The organism is Chloroflexus aurantiacus J-10-fl, assembly GCF_000018865.1.
GTDB classification, from domain to species: Bacteria; Chloroflexota; Chloroflexia; order Chloroflexales; family Chloroflexaceae; genus Chloroflexus; species Chloroflexus aurantiacus.
Genome location: NC_010175.1, coordinates 4,328,174 through 4,344,644 on the forward strand (window position 1 = coordinate 4,328,174; position 16,471 = coordinate 4,344,644).

General features: G+C 56.8%; 17 protein-coding genes and 2 pseudogenes. 12 read left to right on the forward strand and 7 right to left on the reverse strand.

Translation table 11 applies throughout. The annotated features are described in order from the left end of the window. Positions 1–213 precede the first annotated feature (213 nt). Entirely contained in the window at positions 214–654 is a 441-nt protein-coding gene (locus tag CAUR_RS16935) for an RrF2 family transcriptional regulator (RefSeq protein ID WP_012259066.1), read from the forward strand. A 623-nt stretch (positions 655–1,277) separates the two neighbouring features. On the opposite strand, the gene CAUR_RS16940 is transcribed toward CAUR_RS16935, so the two are convergent. The 4 genes from CAUR_RS16940 to CAUR_RS16955 all read right to left on the reverse strand — a co-directional run bounded on the left by CAUR_RS16940 (position 1,278) and on the right by CAUR_RS16955 (position 3,488). After that, complete coding sequence (locus CAUR_RS16940) at positions 1,278–2,129, reverse strand: DUF2085 domain-containing protein (protein WP_012259067.1); 852 nt, start codon at positions 2,127–2,129, stop codon at positions 1,278–1,280. Next, a complete protein-coding gene (locus CAUR_RS16945; RefSeq protein ID WP_162015893.1) occupies positions 2,126–2,671 on the reverse strand; it encodes a TlpA family protein disulfide reductase in 546 nt (181 codons plus the stop codon). Before CAUR_RS16945 ends, CAUR_RS16940 begins: the two co-directional genes overlap by 4 nt. A gap of 120 nt (positions 2,672–2,791) precedes the next feature. Beyond that, positions 2,792–3,154, reverse strand: a complete 363-nt coding sequence (locus tag CAUR_RS16950; RefSeq protein WP_012259069.1) for a nucleotidyltransferase domain-containing protein — start codon at positions 3,152–3,154, stop codon at positions 2,792–2,794. Continuing rightward, the gene (locus CAUR_RS16955; protein ID WP_012259070.1) at positions 3,099–3,488 is read right to left on the reverse strand and encodes a HEPN domain-containing protein; all 390 of its coding nucleotides are present in this window, start codon (positions 3,486–3,488) and stop codon (positions 3,099–3,101) included. Before CAUR_RS16955 ends, CAUR_RS16950 begins: the two co-directional genes overlap by 56 nt. An 899-nt stretch (positions 3,489–4,387) precedes the next feature. Between CAUR_RS16955 and CAUR_RS16960 the strand changes: the two genes are divergently transcribed. The 5 genes from CAUR_RS16960 (at position 4,388) to CAUR_RS16980 (ending at position 9,363) form a co-directional block, all read left to right on the forward strand. Further along, complete coding sequence (locus CAUR_RS16960) at positions 4,388–4,876, forward strand: HDIG domain-containing metalloprotein (RefSeq protein ID WP_012259071.1); 489 nt, start codon at positions 4,388–4,390, stop codon at positions 4,874–4,876. 3 nt (positions 4,877–4,879) lie between these two features. Beyond that, positions 4,880–5,626: a segregation and condensation protein A gene (locus tag CAUR_RS16965; RefSeq protein ID WP_012259072.1), complete on the forward strand. Its 747-nt coding sequence runs from the start codon at positions 4,880–4,882 to the stop codon at positions 5,624–5,626. A 47-nt stretch (positions 5,627–5,673) separates the two neighbouring features. Beyond that, positions 5,674–7,860 (forward strand): sensor histidine kinase, encoded by a 2,187-nt coding sequence (locus tag CAUR_RS16970; protein ID WP_012259073.1) that lies wholly within the window; start codon positions 5,674–5,676, stop codon positions 7,858–7,860. A 79-nt stretch (positions 7,861–7,939) separates the two neighbouring features. Beyond that, positions 7,940–8,596 carry a response regulator gene (locus tag CAUR_RS16975; protein ID WP_012259074.1) on the forward strand — a complete coding sequence of 219 codons (657 nt, stop codon included), beginning with the start codon at positions 7,940–7,942 and terminating at the stop codon, positions 8,594–8,596. Beyond that, entirely contained in the window at positions 8,596–9,363 is a 768-nt protein-coding gene (locus tag CAUR_RS16980; RefSeq protein WP_012259075.1) for an MBL fold metallo-hydrolase, read from the forward strand. Before CAUR_RS16975 ends, CAUR_RS16980 begins: the two co-directional genes overlap by 1 nt. Before the next feature lie 306 nt (positions 9,364–9,669). Here the strand turns inward: CAUR_RS16980 and CAUR_RS16985 are convergent, their stop codons facing one another. The 3 genes and pseudogenes from CAUR_RS16985 to CAUR_RS21955 all read right to left on the reverse strand — a co-directional run. After that, positions 9,670–9,882, reverse strand: a complete 213-nt coding sequence (locus CAUR_RS16985; RefSeq protein WP_012259076.1) for a HEPN domain-containing protein — start codon at positions 9,880–9,882, stop codon at positions 9,670–9,672. Further along, complete coding sequence (locus tag CAUR_RS16990; RefSeq protein WP_012259077.1) at positions 9,879–10,358, reverse strand: nucleotidyltransferase domain-containing protein; 480 nt, start codon at positions 10,356–10,358, stop codon at positions 9,879–9,881. The genes CAUR_RS16985 and CAUR_RS16990 overlap by 4 nt, the downstream gene beginning before the upstream one ends. Positions 10,359–10,461: 103 nt before the next feature. Beyond that, a pseudogene (locus CAUR_RS21955) lies at positions 10,462–10,659 on the reverse strand (HEPN domain-containing protein); the annotation flags it as partial. 490 nt (positions 10,660–11,149) lie between these two features. On the opposite strand from CAUR_RS21955, the gene CAUR_RS17000 reads away from it, so the two are divergent. The 6 genes and pseudogenes from CAUR_RS17000 to CAUR_RS17020 all read left to right on the forward strand — a co-directional run bounded on the left by CAUR_RS17000 (position 11,150) and on the right by CAUR_RS17020 (position 16,471). Then, positions 11,150–11,488, forward strand: a complete 339-nt coding sequence (locus CAUR_RS17000) for a transposase (protein WP_162015895.1) — start codon at positions 11,150–11,152, stop codon at positions 11,486–11,488. A 150-nt stretch (positions 11,489–11,638) separates the two neighbouring features. After that, positions 11,639–11,896 carry a transposase gene (locus CAUR_RS21630; RefSeq protein ID WP_242604956.1) on the forward strand — a complete coding sequence of 86 codons (258 nt, stop codon included), beginning with the start codon at positions 11,639–11,641 and terminating at the stop codon, positions 11,894–11,896. 176 nt (positions 11,897–12,072) lie between these two features. Continuing rightward, a pseudogene (locus CAUR_RS21960) lies at positions 12,073–12,264 on the forward strand (IS5/IS1182 family transposase); the annotation flags it as partial. Between the two features lie 390 nt (positions 12,265–12,654). Next, the gene (locus CAUR_RS17010; protein WP_012259079.1) at positions 12,655–13,824 is read left to right on the forward strand and encodes an amino acid ABC transporter substrate-binding protein; all 1,170 of its coding nucleotides are present in this window, start codon (positions 12,655–12,657) and stop codon (positions 13,822–13,824) included. A 201-nt stretch (positions 13,825–14,025) separates the two neighbouring features. Continuing rightward, positions 14,026–15,228 carry an amino acid ABC transporter permease gene (locus CAUR_RS17015; protein ID WP_012259080.1) on the forward strand — a complete coding sequence of 401 codons (1,203 nt, stop codon included), beginning with the start codon at positions 14,026–14,028 and terminating at the stop codon, positions 15,226–15,228. A 10-nt stretch (positions 15,229–15,238) separates the two neighbouring features. Continuing rightward, positions 15,239–16,471, forward strand: coding sequence for an amino acid ABC transporter permease (locus CAUR_RS17020; RefSeq protein WP_012259081.1), 1,233 nt, complete (start codon positions 15,239–15,241; stop codon positions 16,469–16,471).

Consider the following 16,471-nt stretch of genomic DNA (forward strand, 5'->3'; position numbering starts at 1 on the left):
CAGCCGCGCTTTCCACAAGCGAAAGCGCTCTCCACATCGTGACGCACAAGTCGGGTTGTATGGTTGGTCGCGACCTAACCCTTAGACGCACTGCGTCATGGAATGCCCATATCATACCACAAGTTGGCGTTTGTTGGGAAGAGGGAATGTTGACGCACGCCGGGCTTATTGCTACAATTGTTAAGTGATCTACTTGACTATATGGAGGGGTGCATGCGTATCTCAAGTAAAGGCGATTATGGCCTGCGTGCTCTGTTCGATCTGGCGCAACGGTACGGCGAGGGGCCGATCCAGAGCGAAGCTATTGCCATCCGCCAGGGCATTCCGGTCAATTATCTCAACCAGTTGCTCATCACCTTGCGACGGGCCGGCTTAGTCGAGAGTCTCCGGGGGCCGCAGGGTGGTCATCTCCTTGCTCGTTCCCCCGAATCGATTACGCTCCTGGAAGTGCTAACCGTCCTCGAAGGTCCTATTTTGCCCGCTGAAGGTGGTCGCGATGATCTTCAGCCTACCGAGCCGTCAGATCGCGCCGTGATCGATGAAATCTGGAGCGAGTTGCGCACCACCATCGAACGCCGCCTGGCTGCCATCACGCTTGATGATCTCTGCCAGCGTAAGCGCAGCCAGGATGGCACGGTGATGTATTACATCTGAAAAGCGAACGGTCTTCTTTACAGGTCTCGTCTTCACATAATAACCCATGTTGTCACCTATGCTGCGAGCAGGCTACGCGCAGCTAACTGCCAGGATGAACAACATGACGCTGCGCACAACATCGTGCAACGTAACTGTATGAGCCGTTTGGGAAGCAGCCAGTTCCTATAAACGCACTCCTTCTTGCCTCAAGACTCTAGAACTTATTTCACAAAAGCTGTGCGGTCGTGCTCCCAGACGGTCGTACAAGCGCATGAACGCTTGCCAATCGCCGACGACAGCATATCACGCTCCCAGATTGCTGGTATGGCATTGGGAAGGGCTGACGAGCATCGCCAGTGCCATCACGCACGATCGGTTGCCTTGCCCGCTCATTATGCGCGTGTCGCGAAGTTTGGAGTGCGGCAGCCATGCTGCCGCAATAGGCGTGCTTCGTATCAGGTGCATGTCACGTTGCTGACCCTGCTGGTCACGGAGATGCTATGTGTGCTCGCCACGATTATAGAGTCTGTCAGGAATGAATGAGATACCTTCCAGTAGATGTTTTTGAAACAGGTTCTAGTTATACCCATCCTCTGTGCCCTCTGTGCCTCTGTGGTGACAAAAGTAGCAACCTGGGTTCTTCATATAACAAGACCCATACTCTCCATCCAGAAGCGCAGCCATGACATTGTGCCGGCAATCAGCAGGGTTGGGATAAGGGCAATCGTTGCCGGTCGCGCCAGTTGGCGAATACTGGTCACTTTTCCTTCATACCCCATAAACAGACTGGTTACCAGGAGACACACCAGGTAGAGCACACCGAGGATGCCGAAGAAAGCGAGAAAGGCCAACGGCCAGAAGGTGATGCCCAGGTTGCCGTAAATTGCCGCCAGCGCCAGCAGGTCGATGGCGATGATACCGAGGAGTTCTGTCCAGCGGGTGAAGACCGGCTGCTGCGGATCGACGTTTTGGCGCAGCGTGTTGTTGAGCACGATGTGGAGCATTGTCGCAATCGTGATCCCCATTCCCATCCCGGTGAGCGTGCGCAAGAAGTTGTCAGGCGGGTACCAGTTGGGTAAGCCAAGATCGAGAAATAGCGAGTTGAAGCCATCAACCGCCATAATTGCCACAAATGCCACCAGGGTGAGCGAGATGTGCCCCGGCGGGAGTTTACCGGCCCGCCCCCGTCCAATCGCGTAGAGGTAGATGAAGGTGAGCATGAAACTCAGGTAGATGCCACTGTTACGTGCGCAAAGCGGAAATTGCAATCCACCGACAAAGATGTTGTGCTGCTGTGCACAGATGCCATGCACAACTGCATACATCTTCCATTCCAGCGGCATCCCCGGACTAAAGAGCAGCGCTACCAGCAGCGCACTAAAACTACCGGCGAAGATTGCTCCCCACGGCAGCGGACGTCGGGTTTCGGCCTGGCGCGCTGCAATGCGCTCTTGGGCCATCCGCAAAATCTCATCGGGTGTATACTCGCTCATCGTACCTCCGCTAATCGTTCGGCCAGTCGTTCGGCTGTGAGCGCACCTACGTGGCGAACGGCAATCGTTCCGTCGCTGTTGATGAAGAACGTCGTCGGCAAATTAATCACCCCATACCGTTCACCAATCACGCCATCACGGTCAGTGATGAGCGGGAAGCTGACTCCGACCTTCGGCGCAAAGGCACTGATCGCCTCAGTTGATTCATTGCGGTTCACCGCCAGAATGACCAGGTCGGGATTGGTACGCCGCGCCGCGTCGAGCGTCGGCATCTCTTCGACACACGGCAGGCACCATGTTGCCCAGAAGTTGACAATCACGGGCTTGCCCCGCAGATCGCTCAACTTGTATGTGCCATCGGCCAGGGTATAGCTAAAGTCGGGGGCCATCTCGCCGGGAATAGCCGCCCAGTCCGGTCGGGTGTCGATCAGACGACTTTCCGCCGCTATTGGTGTATCACCAACCAACAGCGCTTGACTGGGCGGTGTTGTGGTGCCACAGGCAACCAGGATCAGGCTGAGGAGAATGATCAATCGTTTCATCGTGCGCTTCGTCAGGTCTATGGTTCGTATACTCTTGGGTTTCATTGTACCACGCTTGCCGTGGCAGGTCGGCTTCATGGCGGAGTGGGTTATGTGTTTGGGACTGATCACCGGCAATCTTCACAGCTCGCGACCGGCAATAATGCTCGCATGCCAGCCAGGGTGTACTTCCTGCAACCGCGCGAATTCTTCGCGAGTGTAAACGAACAGATCAATGCCGACCGGAAATCCAACCGGCAAAAAGTCAGCGACTCGCTCGCGCGGCGGCTTGTCTGTGGCAGAGACGATCAGGCAGAGATCAACATCACTACCCGGTGACGGCAAACCGTTCACCCATGAACCAAACCAGATCACACGCTCAATTTGCGGGTGTTCTGAACGCAGTCTGGCGATATACTGCTCAACCGCCTGCTCGATACGAGCGCGATCAACTGATTTGATGACGACAGAATGTGAGGATGGCTTCGGCGTATTGGATGGCATGGTGTGCCTCTGTTGCAGTGTAGAAATCGGTAGGTGCTCCCGAATCGAAACCGTTTGGGTAGCGGGTAGGAATATAATGCTTGTCAAGTATACGTGCGTAATCGATCAGTTCTGGTGGAGTCTGGATAGACTCGGGCAAATTACCGATCAATACCGTAAGCGTATGCCCCCAGGCGTCCATTCCCAGTTTGTGGAATACAGCTTTGATCGCTTTTTCGGCAGCCTGTTGGGCAGCGAAACAGCTCCACTCATAATCTCCATCGTCGAGCGCATTGCGAGCGTGACGTAAATCTGCCTCTGCCTGTCGCCACCAGTCTTCGTAACGATTGCCCATCGCTATTCTCTCCGTAATGGCTAGAACCATTTTGTAAGCAGAATGTCTTATTGGACGAAATCTTGATAATCGTTAGCGCGGCCAGATTACTCTTCAATAGTCATCTCTGAAATCATACACCATGTCACAGGCTATTGCACAGAGTCAGATGTTGTAGAACCTGTTTCAAAAAACAGCTACTATGAGGGTATCTCATTTGTTGCCGACCGGTTCCATGATCGTAGATCGTAACGAGCACACCCTGCATTCGCGTGACCAGCCGGATCAACGACCTGACACGTGCCAGTTCGTGAGCAAGGCTGGCGCGGCAGCATGGCTGCCGCACTCCAAACGTCGCGACACGCGGATGATGAGCGAATAAGGCAACCAATCCAGCGCGTGATAGCACCACAGATGGTTGTTAGAGCGCGACAGCACAGCGTTTTATGAAATAATAGCGGGGCAGGCGAGAAGCATCCTCCCGCTCTCTTTCAATCACGTGATGCTGTGTAAGGTGTTGCACGAGCGCGGGCTGAAAGCCCAACGCACAGGGAGTAGATTCGGTGCCTCGTCTGTAACTCAGCAGGATGCCGTGAAGGGTTGACCAATGACGATTGCTTGCCAGGAGTGTCTGTTCTGCCGGTACCCGTAGGGACGTACCGCCTTGCACCCTGACGTTGCGTTCGCGGCACGGCTTACTCGTACCGGCGCTACCTTGTCAGTACTCTACACTTGCCCTGCGCTGCTGGCATGCGATCACACGTTCTGTTTACTCTCAGGGTAGCCCATAGGCAAGCTGTGTGCCCATCTTCTGCACTACCAACCCGCCCCATCACTCAGCATGTCGGACGCACCGCCCTACCTGGTTTATAATACCCCAATTGATAACCGATACGTGTCTCGTCTGCAACTGGTCACTCATGTCACTATCGTATCGCATTCGACAGTTTCGTAGCGCTGTACGTGCCCGGATCACACCCGCCGAATACGATCTGGTGCGTCATCTGTTGACGCCGGCAGAGCAGCGCCTGTTTCATCAGATGCCACGCTACGATCAGCGGCACTGCCTGGACGTGTATTACACGCTGGTCGCGGCAGGTGAACAAGATGTGTTTCTCCTGCGCGCCGCACTCTACCACGATTGTGGTAAAGTTGACGACCACGGACGGCCAATGGCGCTTGGCTGGTACGTGCTGGCAACTATTCTCAAACGCTGGCCGGCCCTGTACCTGATTGCTGCCCGTTTGATCGCGCCTATCGCTCTCTATGCTGGCCATGCCGCCCGTGGAGCACAGATGGCCGCTGCCGCCGGTTGTCCACCGGAAATTGTTGAAACCATACGTCATTACCATGATCCCAACCCCCGTGGTCGTGCTGCCCGCCTGCAGTGGGCCGATGAACAAAACTGATCTATGCCTTACGCCGTCACCTTACCAGAGTTCACCGGCCCTCTCGATCTGCTGTTGCGTCTGATCGAACGGGCCGAACTGGATATCACGACCATCGCCCTGGCCAGTGTCGCCGACCAGTACCTGGCCCACGTCCGTACATTAGAAGAGGTTGAACCGCGTGAACTGGCTGAGTTTGTGAGTATGGCAGCGCGGTTGATTCTGATCAAGTCACGAGCGCTGTTGCCCCGTTCACCAACTACACCTGCTGAGGCAGGTGACGAGGACGCAGGACAGCTTGTGGCCCAGTTGGAGTTGTACCGCCGTTTCAAACAGGCTGCCGAAGTCCTGCGCCGCTGGCAGGATCAGGGCCGGAGCACGTTTGTCCGTCTGGCCCCACCGCCGCTCCTCCCTGCTCCTGCCCCCATCAGCTATCGTATTACCGATCTGCTCCACGCGCTTGAACGTCGGCGTCAGCTCCAGTTGCCACTGGCTCAGCCTGAACCGATTGTACTCGCGCCACGATTGACGGTCGCCGAAGTGGCGGAGCGGATTCGTGCGCGGTTGGAACGAACGGCCTGGTTTGATTTTACCGATCTGCTGAGTAATGACCCAACGACCGAAGAGGTGATCGTCTCGTTTTGGGCGATGCTCGAACTGCTCAAGCGACGGGCGATTGTTGTCGAACAGACAATGCTATTCGGACCTATTCTCATCGGGCGAGGAACGGCACCCATTGTCACCGAACCGGCTGACGAAGATGAGTTGTAATTGCCGGCGGCATATGCGACAATGTGAATGATCATAACGAGGTAATCATGACTGACTCTGCGCATATGGCGGCTGATTCTACTCATCGCACGCTTCCGTTAGGCGATCTGCTGGCATTTGGCGATGCGTTACGTGCCGACGATACGCCCGAAAGCCTGCTGGCTGAGGTTGTCGAGACCTTACGCCGGATCGTCGGTAGTCCGGCAGTCTATGCCCGCTTACGCGACCTCGACAGTGATACGCTCTACGCAGTAGCCTTTGCCGGTGTTGATGCACCACTGGTCGAACGTTTACGGGCCACACCGATTGGGCCGGCAATCTACCAGCCACTCCTGCGCCCGGAATACCGACAGAGTAGTTCATACCTGATCCCGGCAGCAGTGCTCCCCCCCGATGTGCCGGATACCGAAGCGATTATTCCGGCCTCGGCACTGTTAACGCCGTTGCGCGGGCGGGGAGACCGCTTGATCGGCGTCATTGTGCTGGCATGGCCCGATCAACCCGACCTGGTCACTGTGCGTATGGTCGAAGCGATTGCCCGTCAGGCGGCGCTGGCAGTCGAAAATGTTCGCCTGGCCGAACGGAGCGCCCGCTTGCTGGCGAAAGAGCAACTGCTGGCTGAACTGGGGCGTGCGGTTGGGGCAACGCTTGATTTGGATACTATTTTGCATCAGACGATTGATCGGCTGGCTGCTGCATTCGGTAGTGGCCTGGTCGCACTGCTCGATAATCAAGAGACATTAATGGTCGTGGCAGCGGCACCGCCGCTCGACACATTGATCGGCAGGCAATTGCCGTTACTCTCTGGATCGCTGGCCTGGGTAGTGCAGAGCGGTCAGCCTTTTGTGGTAGACGATTGTCGGTTGCATGCCCCGGATATGGCTCTGTTCGGCCCCGACATCGCGTCGTGTATCATCGCCCCGTTGCGGAGTGGTGGTCGGGTGATCGGGATGCTGAGTGTAGTTAGCCGGCAGGCCGGCGTGTTCAGCGACGAAGATGTTGATCTGCTGGAGGCAATTGCCGCACAGGTGAGTGGGCCGGTCGTCAGCGCACGCCTCTACGCCGAGTCGCAACGACTGGCAGCGCAGGTGCAGAGGCGTGCCGATCAGCTCGCTGTGCTCAACTCGATTGCCCGCATCGTCACCGCAACGCTCGATCTGCGCGAGTCGCTGCCACTGGCAACAGAGCAGATACAGCGCGGTTTTGGTTATCCGCAGGTTGACCTCTTCCTGCTCGAAGAAGAGGCCAATGAGCTGATCCTGGTCGCATCCGCCGGTCGTTATGCACCAGAGCGAGTTGGCTATCGCCAACACATCAATCTGGGACTGGTCGGACGTGCAGCGCGGAGTGGTCGGATTGTGCGCGCCGAGGATGTCGCGGCAGAAGCAGATTATCTCGGTCTCAGCGAGCGGCTCGATATTCGTTCAGAGCTGTGTGTACCGCTGATCTCCAATGGCAAGACGCTGGGAGTGCTCAATATTGAATCGCCCGAACGAGCCGGCCTGACCGAAGAGGATGCAGCGGTACTGGAGACCGTCGCCGATATGCTGGCCGGTGCCGTAGAGAATGGGCGCCTCTACCAGCGGGCGCAGCAGGCTGCTGCCCTGGAAGAACGCAATCGCCTCGCCCGTGAATTACACGACAGCGTTAGTCAGCAGCTCTTCAGTATGACCCTGACCGCACAGGCCGCCCGATCACAGTTCGAGCGGAACCCGGCTCGCGTCCCGGCCCTGCTCGACCGGCTACACGAGACGGCAACTGCGGCGCTGGCCGAAATGCGTGCCCTAATCTTTCAGTTACGTCCGCCGGCACTGCGCGACCAGGGACTCGTCGCTGCTATTCAGCAACACGCCCAACATCTGGCCCATCGTGAAGGATTGCGGATAGAATTAAATGTAATCGGTGATGAGCGCCACGCGCGCGGCATCGAGCAACCCCTCTTTCGGATTGTTCAGGAGGCGCTCAATAACATTGTGAAGCATGCAGCCGCCCGCAATGTGCACGAATTCAATGCCGATCAGGTTGCGATTCGGGTCATTGACGATGGCAAAGGTTTCGATCCGGCGGCTCGCCCCTCTGGCGAAGGCCGACACCTCGGCTTACTCAGCATGCGCGAACGCGCAGCAGAATTGGGCGGTTCGTTCAACGTCCATTCTCGTCCTGGGGCCGGTGCCGAGGTTGAGGTTGTCGTGCCACTACGTGGTCGTCATGGCAATCTTGAACGACCTGAGTAACATGAGATGCGAGACAGGTAATACCAGTTGCTTGACATAATCAGCGACGTGGGAAGGGTAGCAAGAAGGGGGTAGGTGGATGGAACAGATTACGGTGCTGCTCATTGATGACCATCGCGTCGTGCGCCAGGGGTTGCGCGATTTTCTCGAATTACAACCCGATATCGAGGTAGTCGGAGAAGCGGGTAGTGGTGCCGAAGGTGTGGAACTGGCCCGTGAATTGCTGCCCGATGTGGTCTTGATGGATCTCGTCATGCCCGGTATTGATGGGGTCGAAACCACACGCCGCTTGAAAGCGGTTAGCCCCTCGTCACAGGTAATTGTCCTGACCAGTTTTGCCGACGACGACAAGGTCTTTCCTGCTATCAAAGCCGGCGCAATCTCATACCTGCTCAAAGACATCTCGCCCGAAGATCTGGCCCACGCGATCCGGGCGGCGTGTCGCGGTGAAGCCGTTCTTCATCCCGATGTGGCGGCCAAATTGATGCAGGAGTTCAATACGCCGCGCCCAAACGAAGCACCGGTCGAGCAGCTCACCCCGCGTGAGATGGATGTGCTGCGGCTGGTCGCGAAGGGTATGTCGAACAAGGAGATCGCCGAGACATTGATCGTCTCGGAAAAGACGGTCAAAACCCATATCAGCAATATTCTTTCAAAGCTACACCTGGCCGACCGTACCCAGGTAGCGATCTACGCCCTCCGCAAGCGGCTTGTCCCAATCGATGAGGAAGAATAATGACAGCACGGGTTGTATTACTGGGTACCGGAACAGGTTTGCCCGATCCTGATCGAGCGTATACGCATCTGGTCTGGGATGGGCCGGGTGGGCCATTCCTGGTTGATGTCGGTGGTGAGAGCTACCGTCGCATGCTGGCGGCCGGTATCGATCCACAGAGGCTCACCGGCGTTCTCCTGACCCACAGCCACTGTGATCACATTAACGGCTTACCGGCGCTCCTCTTCAGCCTCCGTCTGGGTGGGCGTACCGAACCGTTACCGATCTACAGCTTACCGGCAACCATCGAACTGACCGCCGCGTTCCTGGCCGCAGCGGGTCTGGAAGATTGTGCCACACCGGTCATCTGGCAACCAGTTACCCCCGGCGAACCCCTACAGCTTCGTGATGGCCTGGTCATCACGACGGCAATAACCGCGCACAGCCGACCCTGTCTTGCTCTGCGCTTTGCAGCTCCGAACGTGCCGGCAGTGTGCTATTCCTCTGATACTGAACCGTGTCCGGCAGTCGTCGATCTGGCTACCGGCGCACAGATATTGATCCACGAAGCGACCACTGCTGAACCATTTGCCGGCCATACCACCCCGCGTCAGGCCGGTGCCGTGGCCGCTGCTGCCGGTGTGCGTCGGCTTATCCTGGTACATTTCAGTCCACGCTGGACAATGCCGGTTGATCAGGCGTTGGCCGAAATTGCCGTCGGCGGTTTTCATGGTGACGCAGCAGTAGGGGTTGATCTACAAGAGCTAACCCTGCTTCCAGAGAGGTAGACTGTCGAACTACATCCACATCCCGCGAACGGTTAACTGCGCCTGGTGTCATCCGGCGTACAAACGCCATCAGGTTGGAGTGTTTGGTAACTCTGCGGCAATTGCCATTGCCATGTTACCTTGAAGCGCGGAAGGTATGCTCCCGCGCTTCCTGTACTCCGTTCCGCCCGAATGTGACACTCATAGCAAATCTGATCGCGTAGAAGTGATGACACAGGGCCAGCGCTGCTCTACCCCCTGGGAACGCGCGCCTCCGGCTCGCCCGATACCTGGCACACCGCGTGTTCTTTACCCACACTGAATTGTTCACACCCGATCCCAGGTCATTTTTGATATGAAGCATCGGTCTTGCCTCACCACAGGTCCGAGCAGCGCGAGCACAGATTTCACGGCATGTTCGACAGCTAGCTGGCTGTTATCCAGCGCAGAGCGCCAGCGTTGCAACACAACGTCCTGACGGGCTTCTTCCAGAAAACCCTCGGCCAGCCGCAAACGGTAGATCGCTTCTCGATCCTTCACGCAAATCCCTCCCACGTCGATGGCCAGGTGGAAAATGGTGCATCCCAAACCAGGTCGTGACCTTTCAGACAGCGTTGGAGATGATAGTGCTCAATTTGCCGACGAATCCACTCCAGGCGAGGAGTAATGTATCCTTGCGGATCGAATAGCACCACACCATCCAAAGCAATATCCAGGTAGAGCGATGGCAGGCGAGATTCGAACTCCTGTGGGGTTTTTGCCAGCAAACTGGTCTGCCCTCGCCAGGCATCCGGGAGCATCTTCTTGAGGAAGAAATGACGAGCCAGCGCCCGTTCAGGCAGATCATGGGCAATCACCAGCAGGTCCCAATCGCTTTCCGGACTCGACTCACCACGGGCGCGAGAGCCGAAGAGAACGACAGACAACAGTCCAGGACCTAACCCCTGATGCAGGGATTCCACCACCGGCGATAACGTCAATTTGAGCTGATCATTTCGGCCTTGAGATATGTTCATCTGTACACGTGCTCATCTAAGGCAATGATACTGCTACTTTTGGTGGCACTTTGCGGTTGGTTGCCGGTAATCTGTAAAATTCAGCGCCGTTCCTATCTGCTAATTATATTTGTTTGCTCAGGGTTTGATCGATCCGATGGAGAACATGTTTTGCTACTTCAAGTGCCTGGATAGCATCTTGCTCATCCGATAAGCCTTCCGGTAACATTCCAGGCAACGCATCGGGATAAGGGGGTAAACCTCGCCCCTGGCTGATAATTAAGCCCTTGACAGCTTTTTCAACACACTGCTGGGCATGGAAACAAGCCTGGTTGGCTCATGTTCAAACTCAGTGCAATGTAGTATACTCTCATATCGTATCACAAGTGAGCCTATGGAATGTCCGATTGATGACCTGTTCGATGAGGAATGGAGTGACCAGTGGGTGATGGCGTATTTCCATCCCACCGGCTTGTCATGTCCAGGCTGTCGGCGCGGCATCGATGCGGCACGTTGCTTTCGGCGCACCCATCGGAGTAGGGCGACGGTCTCTCGCTTTCGTCAGTGTCACGGTGTGTACAACGTCTCCACGGGAATCATCGTTCAGGGGAAACAGCTTCGTCCGGCGCAGGTGATTCTGCTCGTGCGAGGGGTATGCAACGGAGAGCCGTCGACGGTGCCGGCAACGGACGTGGGGATCAGCCGCACGACGGTCCACACCCTCCGGCGGGCGGTGCAGCACACCGCCTGGCAACGGCAACCGGATACCCCGCTGGACGATCAGGACACTGAAACCGATGAGCTGTTCCAGCATGCGGGGGAAACAAGGAACGAAGCCCCCCGATCCAACCGATCCCCCGCGACGGCGGGTCAACCGGCGGCGGGGGCACGGCACAGACGAACACGACCGTCCGCCGATGGTGGGCACGGTGGGCAGGACGAGCGGGCAGGTACGGCTCCGGGTGGTGCAGCGCACCAGCCGCGCTATCCTGGTAGCGCACGTCACTCGTTGTACCGGTGCGCAGGCGGTGGTCTGTACCGATGACTGGCGAGGCGATGCGCAGCTTGCGGGGTGCATCACGCCGTTGACCACGGCTACCGGATGTGGGCACGCGATGCAGATGGTGATGGAACACGCGAGGTGTACGTAACCACCTGCGAGTGACGGTGGGCAATGGTGCGCACGTTCCTCCGCCCGTTTCGAGGTGTACATAAAAAGCACGTAGCCACGCATGTGGCAATATGCGAGGTTCGTAGCAACGAGCAACGAAGGTTCATCGCTCAGTTGGTTAGAGCCTGTTATGGACTTTTCGGTTCTGCTCGTATATCATGGCGCTATGACACGAACAGCCTATCTCAGTGATGGTTCTGATGAAGAGTGGGCGTTCGTCGCGCCCTCGGTGACGCTGATGGACGAAGCAGCGCCGCAGCGGAACTACCCCCTGCGCGATGTCGCCAACGGGCTGCGCTCCATGCTGCGCACGGGTGCACCGTGGCGGATGCTGCCCACCGACGTGCCGCCGGGCCCGTGGTGGATCACCAGACCCAGCGCTGGCTGAAAGCGGGCGTGGTTGCGCAGATGGTGCATGACGTGCGGATGCTGGTGCGTGACATCGGGGCACCTGTTGGCAGTAGTGGTCACCCCGGCCAACGACCACGATCGGGCACAGGTGGCGGCGCTGGCGCAGCGCATGTACATGTAGGAGATACCTGGTGACACGGTGACACGGTAGCGGTGGCCGTCGGTGACCAGGGGTACACCGGTGCGCAACCGGCAGCCGAGGCCGCCGCCCACGGCAGTCGCGTGGCGGTGGTCACGCTGCTGACCGCCACACGAGGCGTTGTCGTGCTGCCGTGGCGCTGGGTGGTCGAGCGCAGGTTCGCCTGGATGACGCGCTTCCGTCGCCTGGTGCGTGACGACGACCGTGTGGCGGCGACGCTGGCCGGCTTGCATGTCGTTGCCGTTGCCATCGTGGTGGCCCATCGGTTTGTCTCGCTCATGGTTCAACATTCATAACAGGCTCTAGGCTGCACTACTTTTGAACATGAGCCTCAAAGTTATTACCGTTAGTCAATGAGCGTTCAATTGTTGAAAGATCAAGGAAAAAACTGTAGCTCCAGCCCATCTTTCACCGCAGCCATTTGCGCGATCTACGAGAACATGGTATCATTCTCGCAATCCGAGCGACATGAAGTCAATGCTGTGCGATGGGGCCGCAGGCAGTGGATCGCCTTATTTCAATGGGACCGCACGGTTTGCAGCACCGGAAGGTCCGGTGTATTCGCGTAACCGTATTCAGATGATACAGGAGAGGACATGCGCAAACACATTACTCTGGTTCTGGCAGGTTTACTCAGCCTGGTGCTGGCCGCCTGTGGTGGTCAGGCCCAACAGGCACCTACAACAGCGCCGGCTCAGCCGGCAACCTCGGCACCAGAACAGCCGACCGCAGCGCCGGCTCAGCCGGCCCCGACTGCTGCACCGGCTGCAACTTCAGCTCCGGCAGGTGGCACCACCAATCAGCCGGCTGCCGGTGGTCAGATTGAACGAATTCTCAGCCGTGGCACGCTGATCTGTGGTGTCAACAATAACCCACTGCCCGGTTTCGCATCGGTCGACTCGGCTGGTGTCTACCGCGGCTTTGACATCGATTTCTGCCGTGCTGTCGCTGCTGCCCTCTTCGACGATCCGACGAAGGTTGAGTTCCGTCCATTGAGTGCGCAGGAGCGCTTCACTGCATTGCAGAGCGGTGAGATTGATGTTCTCATCCGCAATAGCACCTGGACCCTGGGCCGTGATGGAACGCTCGGTCTGGACTGGGCACCGACCACCTTCTACGACGGTCAGGGGATGATGGTACGCAAGGACAGTGGTATCGAGACGCTTGAAGACATGGATGGCGCAACCATCTGTGTGCAGACCGGTAGCACCACTGAGTTGAACCTGGCCGACCAGTTCCGTGCCCGTGGTCTGACCTTCACGCCGGTGGTCTTCCCCGATGGCGACGCGACACGCGCTGCGTATGATGCCGGCCAGTGTGACGGCTTTACGACTGACAAGTCGGGTCTCATCTCCAGCCTGACCCTGCTGACGAATCCGGCCGATCACAAGATTCTTGACGTGACGATGTCGAAGGAGCCGCTTGGCCCGGCAGTGCGCCAGGGTGATCCGCAGTGGTTCGATGCGGTGCGCTGGATCGTCTTCGCCACCTTCCAGGCTGAAGAGTACGGCATTACGTCGCAGAATCTCGATCAATTCCTTGGCAGCGATGTGCCGGAGATTCGCCGCTTCCTCGGTATCGAAGGTGAGCTGGGTGCCGGTATCGGTCTGCCCAACGATTTTGCCGCTCGTGTGGTACGCCACGTCGGGAACTATGCTGAGATTTACAACCGTAATCTCGGCCCCGACACGCCATTCAATCTGCCCCGTGGCCTGAATGCGTTGTACACCGAGGGTGGTCTGCTCTACTCTCCGCCCTTCCGCTAAGCATCACCTCAACGGCGGAGGAGAAACATCCTCCGCCGTTGCCACCTGAAGGATGCTTCAGGTGTCTGGTTGATTGCCTGCCATCCTGTCACAACGTTCTACTCGCAGTGTTGCAAGGCTATCTGGTCGAAGCACTGTTCCAAATGCAATCTGCGTTTATGTGGATTGGTGCCTCAAGGTCTTACCCTTCAGGAGAAAGTTATGGCTGTTGGTTCGCCATCGGTTCCTCCCGGCAAAATAAATATTCCTTTTTATCGTGATACGCGGATTATTGCGATCATTGTTCAAGTGGTGTTTGCTATTTTGGTGATCGCACTGGTTTGGTTTTTGTATTCAAATATGATTAATGGCCTGCGCCAGGCTAATCTGTTGCCTACGTTCTCTTTTCTGTCTGTGCCGGCCGGCTTTCCTATTTCTGAAAGTGTTATAGAGTACGATCCCTCCATGACGTATGGGCGAGCGTTTATTGTTGGTATTTTGAATACCGTCCGTGTGGCTGTAATCGGTATTATTCTTGCTACGCTACTGGGACTAATTCTCGGTATTGCTCGCCTCTCTGATAACTGGTTGTTGCGTAATGTGGCATTAGTCTATGTTGAAATTGTGCGTAATGTTCCTTTGCTTTTGCAGTTAATCTTTTGGTTTTCGCTTACCCGCCTTTTTCCCCGTATTCAGGAGAGTATTGATGTCGGCGGATTGATGTTTTTGCATAATCGCGGCATTACTCTGGCCTGGCCGCAGGCGGGTAATGATTTCGATGCCTGGATGGTGTGGGTCTATGCCGGTATTGTGATTGGGATCGTCTTCTACGTGGTACGCCGGATTCAATTTGTGCGTCGTGACCGACCCGGCGTTGCCTTGCCGTATGCATTGCTCATCGCACTGGGTGTCGCGCTGCTCGGCTTTCTGGTCACCTATCTGACGACGGGTGTCTGGCCGGTTAGCCTTTCCATACCAGTGTTGCAGCGCTTTAATTTCGACGGTGGCATAACGGTTACCAATAGCTTCGCAGCCTTGTTGATTGGCTTAGTGATTTACACCGCAGTCTTCATCGGCGAGATTGTGCGCAGCGGTATTCTGGCGGTCAGCAAAGGCCAGCGTGAAGCAGCGCGTGCCCTCGGTCTGACCCCCGGGCAGACAATGCGGCTGGTGATCCTGCCCCAGGCGCTGCGAGTGATTATTCCGCCACTGACCAGTCAGTATCTCAACCTGACCAAGAACAGCAGTCTGGCAATTGCAATTGCTTATCCCGATCTCTTCTACGTCGCCAATACGATTAACAATCAGACCGGCCAGGCTGTACCGGTGATCTTGATGCTCATGGCCAGTTATCTTTCGGTCAGTTTGCTGACGTCGCTGTTTATGAACTGGTATAACCGTCGCATCCAGCTTGTCGAGCGATAAGGAGACGCCTGTGGCTACTGAAGTTAGTCGTCCAACTTCGCGCCGTGCACCGCGTCAGCAGATTGGTCTGATCGAGTGGTTGCGCAAAAATCTCTTTTCAACCTGGTACAACGCGATTATTACTATCGTCCTCCTGTACATTGTTGTCCAGGCCGTAACCAGTTTTGTTTCCTGGATGGTGACGGCTCCTGGCTGGCCGGCTGCGTTCACGAACATTAAGCTCTTACTTACCTGGACGTATCCGGTCGATCAGCTCTGGCGACCGCAGGCAGCTATGGCGCTGGTCTTGCTGCTGCTGGGATTGAGTGCCGGTGTGTGGGGTGGAACCGTGCGAATGGTTGCCTTTGGGGCAGCCGCAATCAGTGTTGGGATCGGTTTTGCCGCCTTTACCTTCCCCGATTTGCCGGATCAGACCTCACTGCCCGGTTGGCTCTTTATGTTTCTCTGTGCCGGGTTACTGGTGGGTAGTGATCAACTGGCACGTCGGCTAGGCAAACGTCTCCGTTGGCCACTTATTATCGCCTGGCTACTCTCATACCCGGCGGTTATCCTGATTTTGCGCGGTGGTCTTGGCCTGCCAATCGTTGAGACAAAGCTGTGGGGCGGTTTGCTTTTGACGTTGTTGCTGGCGATCAGTGGTATCGTGCTCTCGTTTCCGCTAGGGGTGTTGCTGGCATTGGGGCGCCGGAGTTCATTGCCGGTTATTCGCGTGTTTTGCGTGCTCTATATTGAGCTGATCCGTGGTGTGCCACTGGTGACAGTGCTCTTTATGGGTGCCCTCTTGCTGCCGCTCTTCATCCCCGGTGGCGAGAGTATTGATGCGCTGGTACGGGCAATTGTCGCGGTGACCCTGTTTAGCGCAGCCTACCTGGCCGAAAATGTGCGTGGTGGCTTGCAGTCGATTCCCAAAGGGCAGATCGAAGCAGCGCGGGCCCTTGGTCTAAATGTATTTCAGACCACATTGCTCATTACGTTGCCGCAGGCGCTGCGCGCGGTGGTGCCGGTGCTGGTCGGTCAGTTCATCGCCCTGTTCAAAGACACCTCACTGGTCGTGATCATCGGTCTGGTCGATCTCCTCGGCGCAGCGCAAAATATCGTCGGTCAACCGCAGTGGCTCGGTACGCCGGGTGGGGTCTGGCGCGAGACATTCCTGGTGATCGCTGCTATCTATTGGGTCTTCAGCTTCACCATGTCACGCATCAGTAAGCGCATTGAAGACCAGATCGCTCGCAGCCGGCATTGA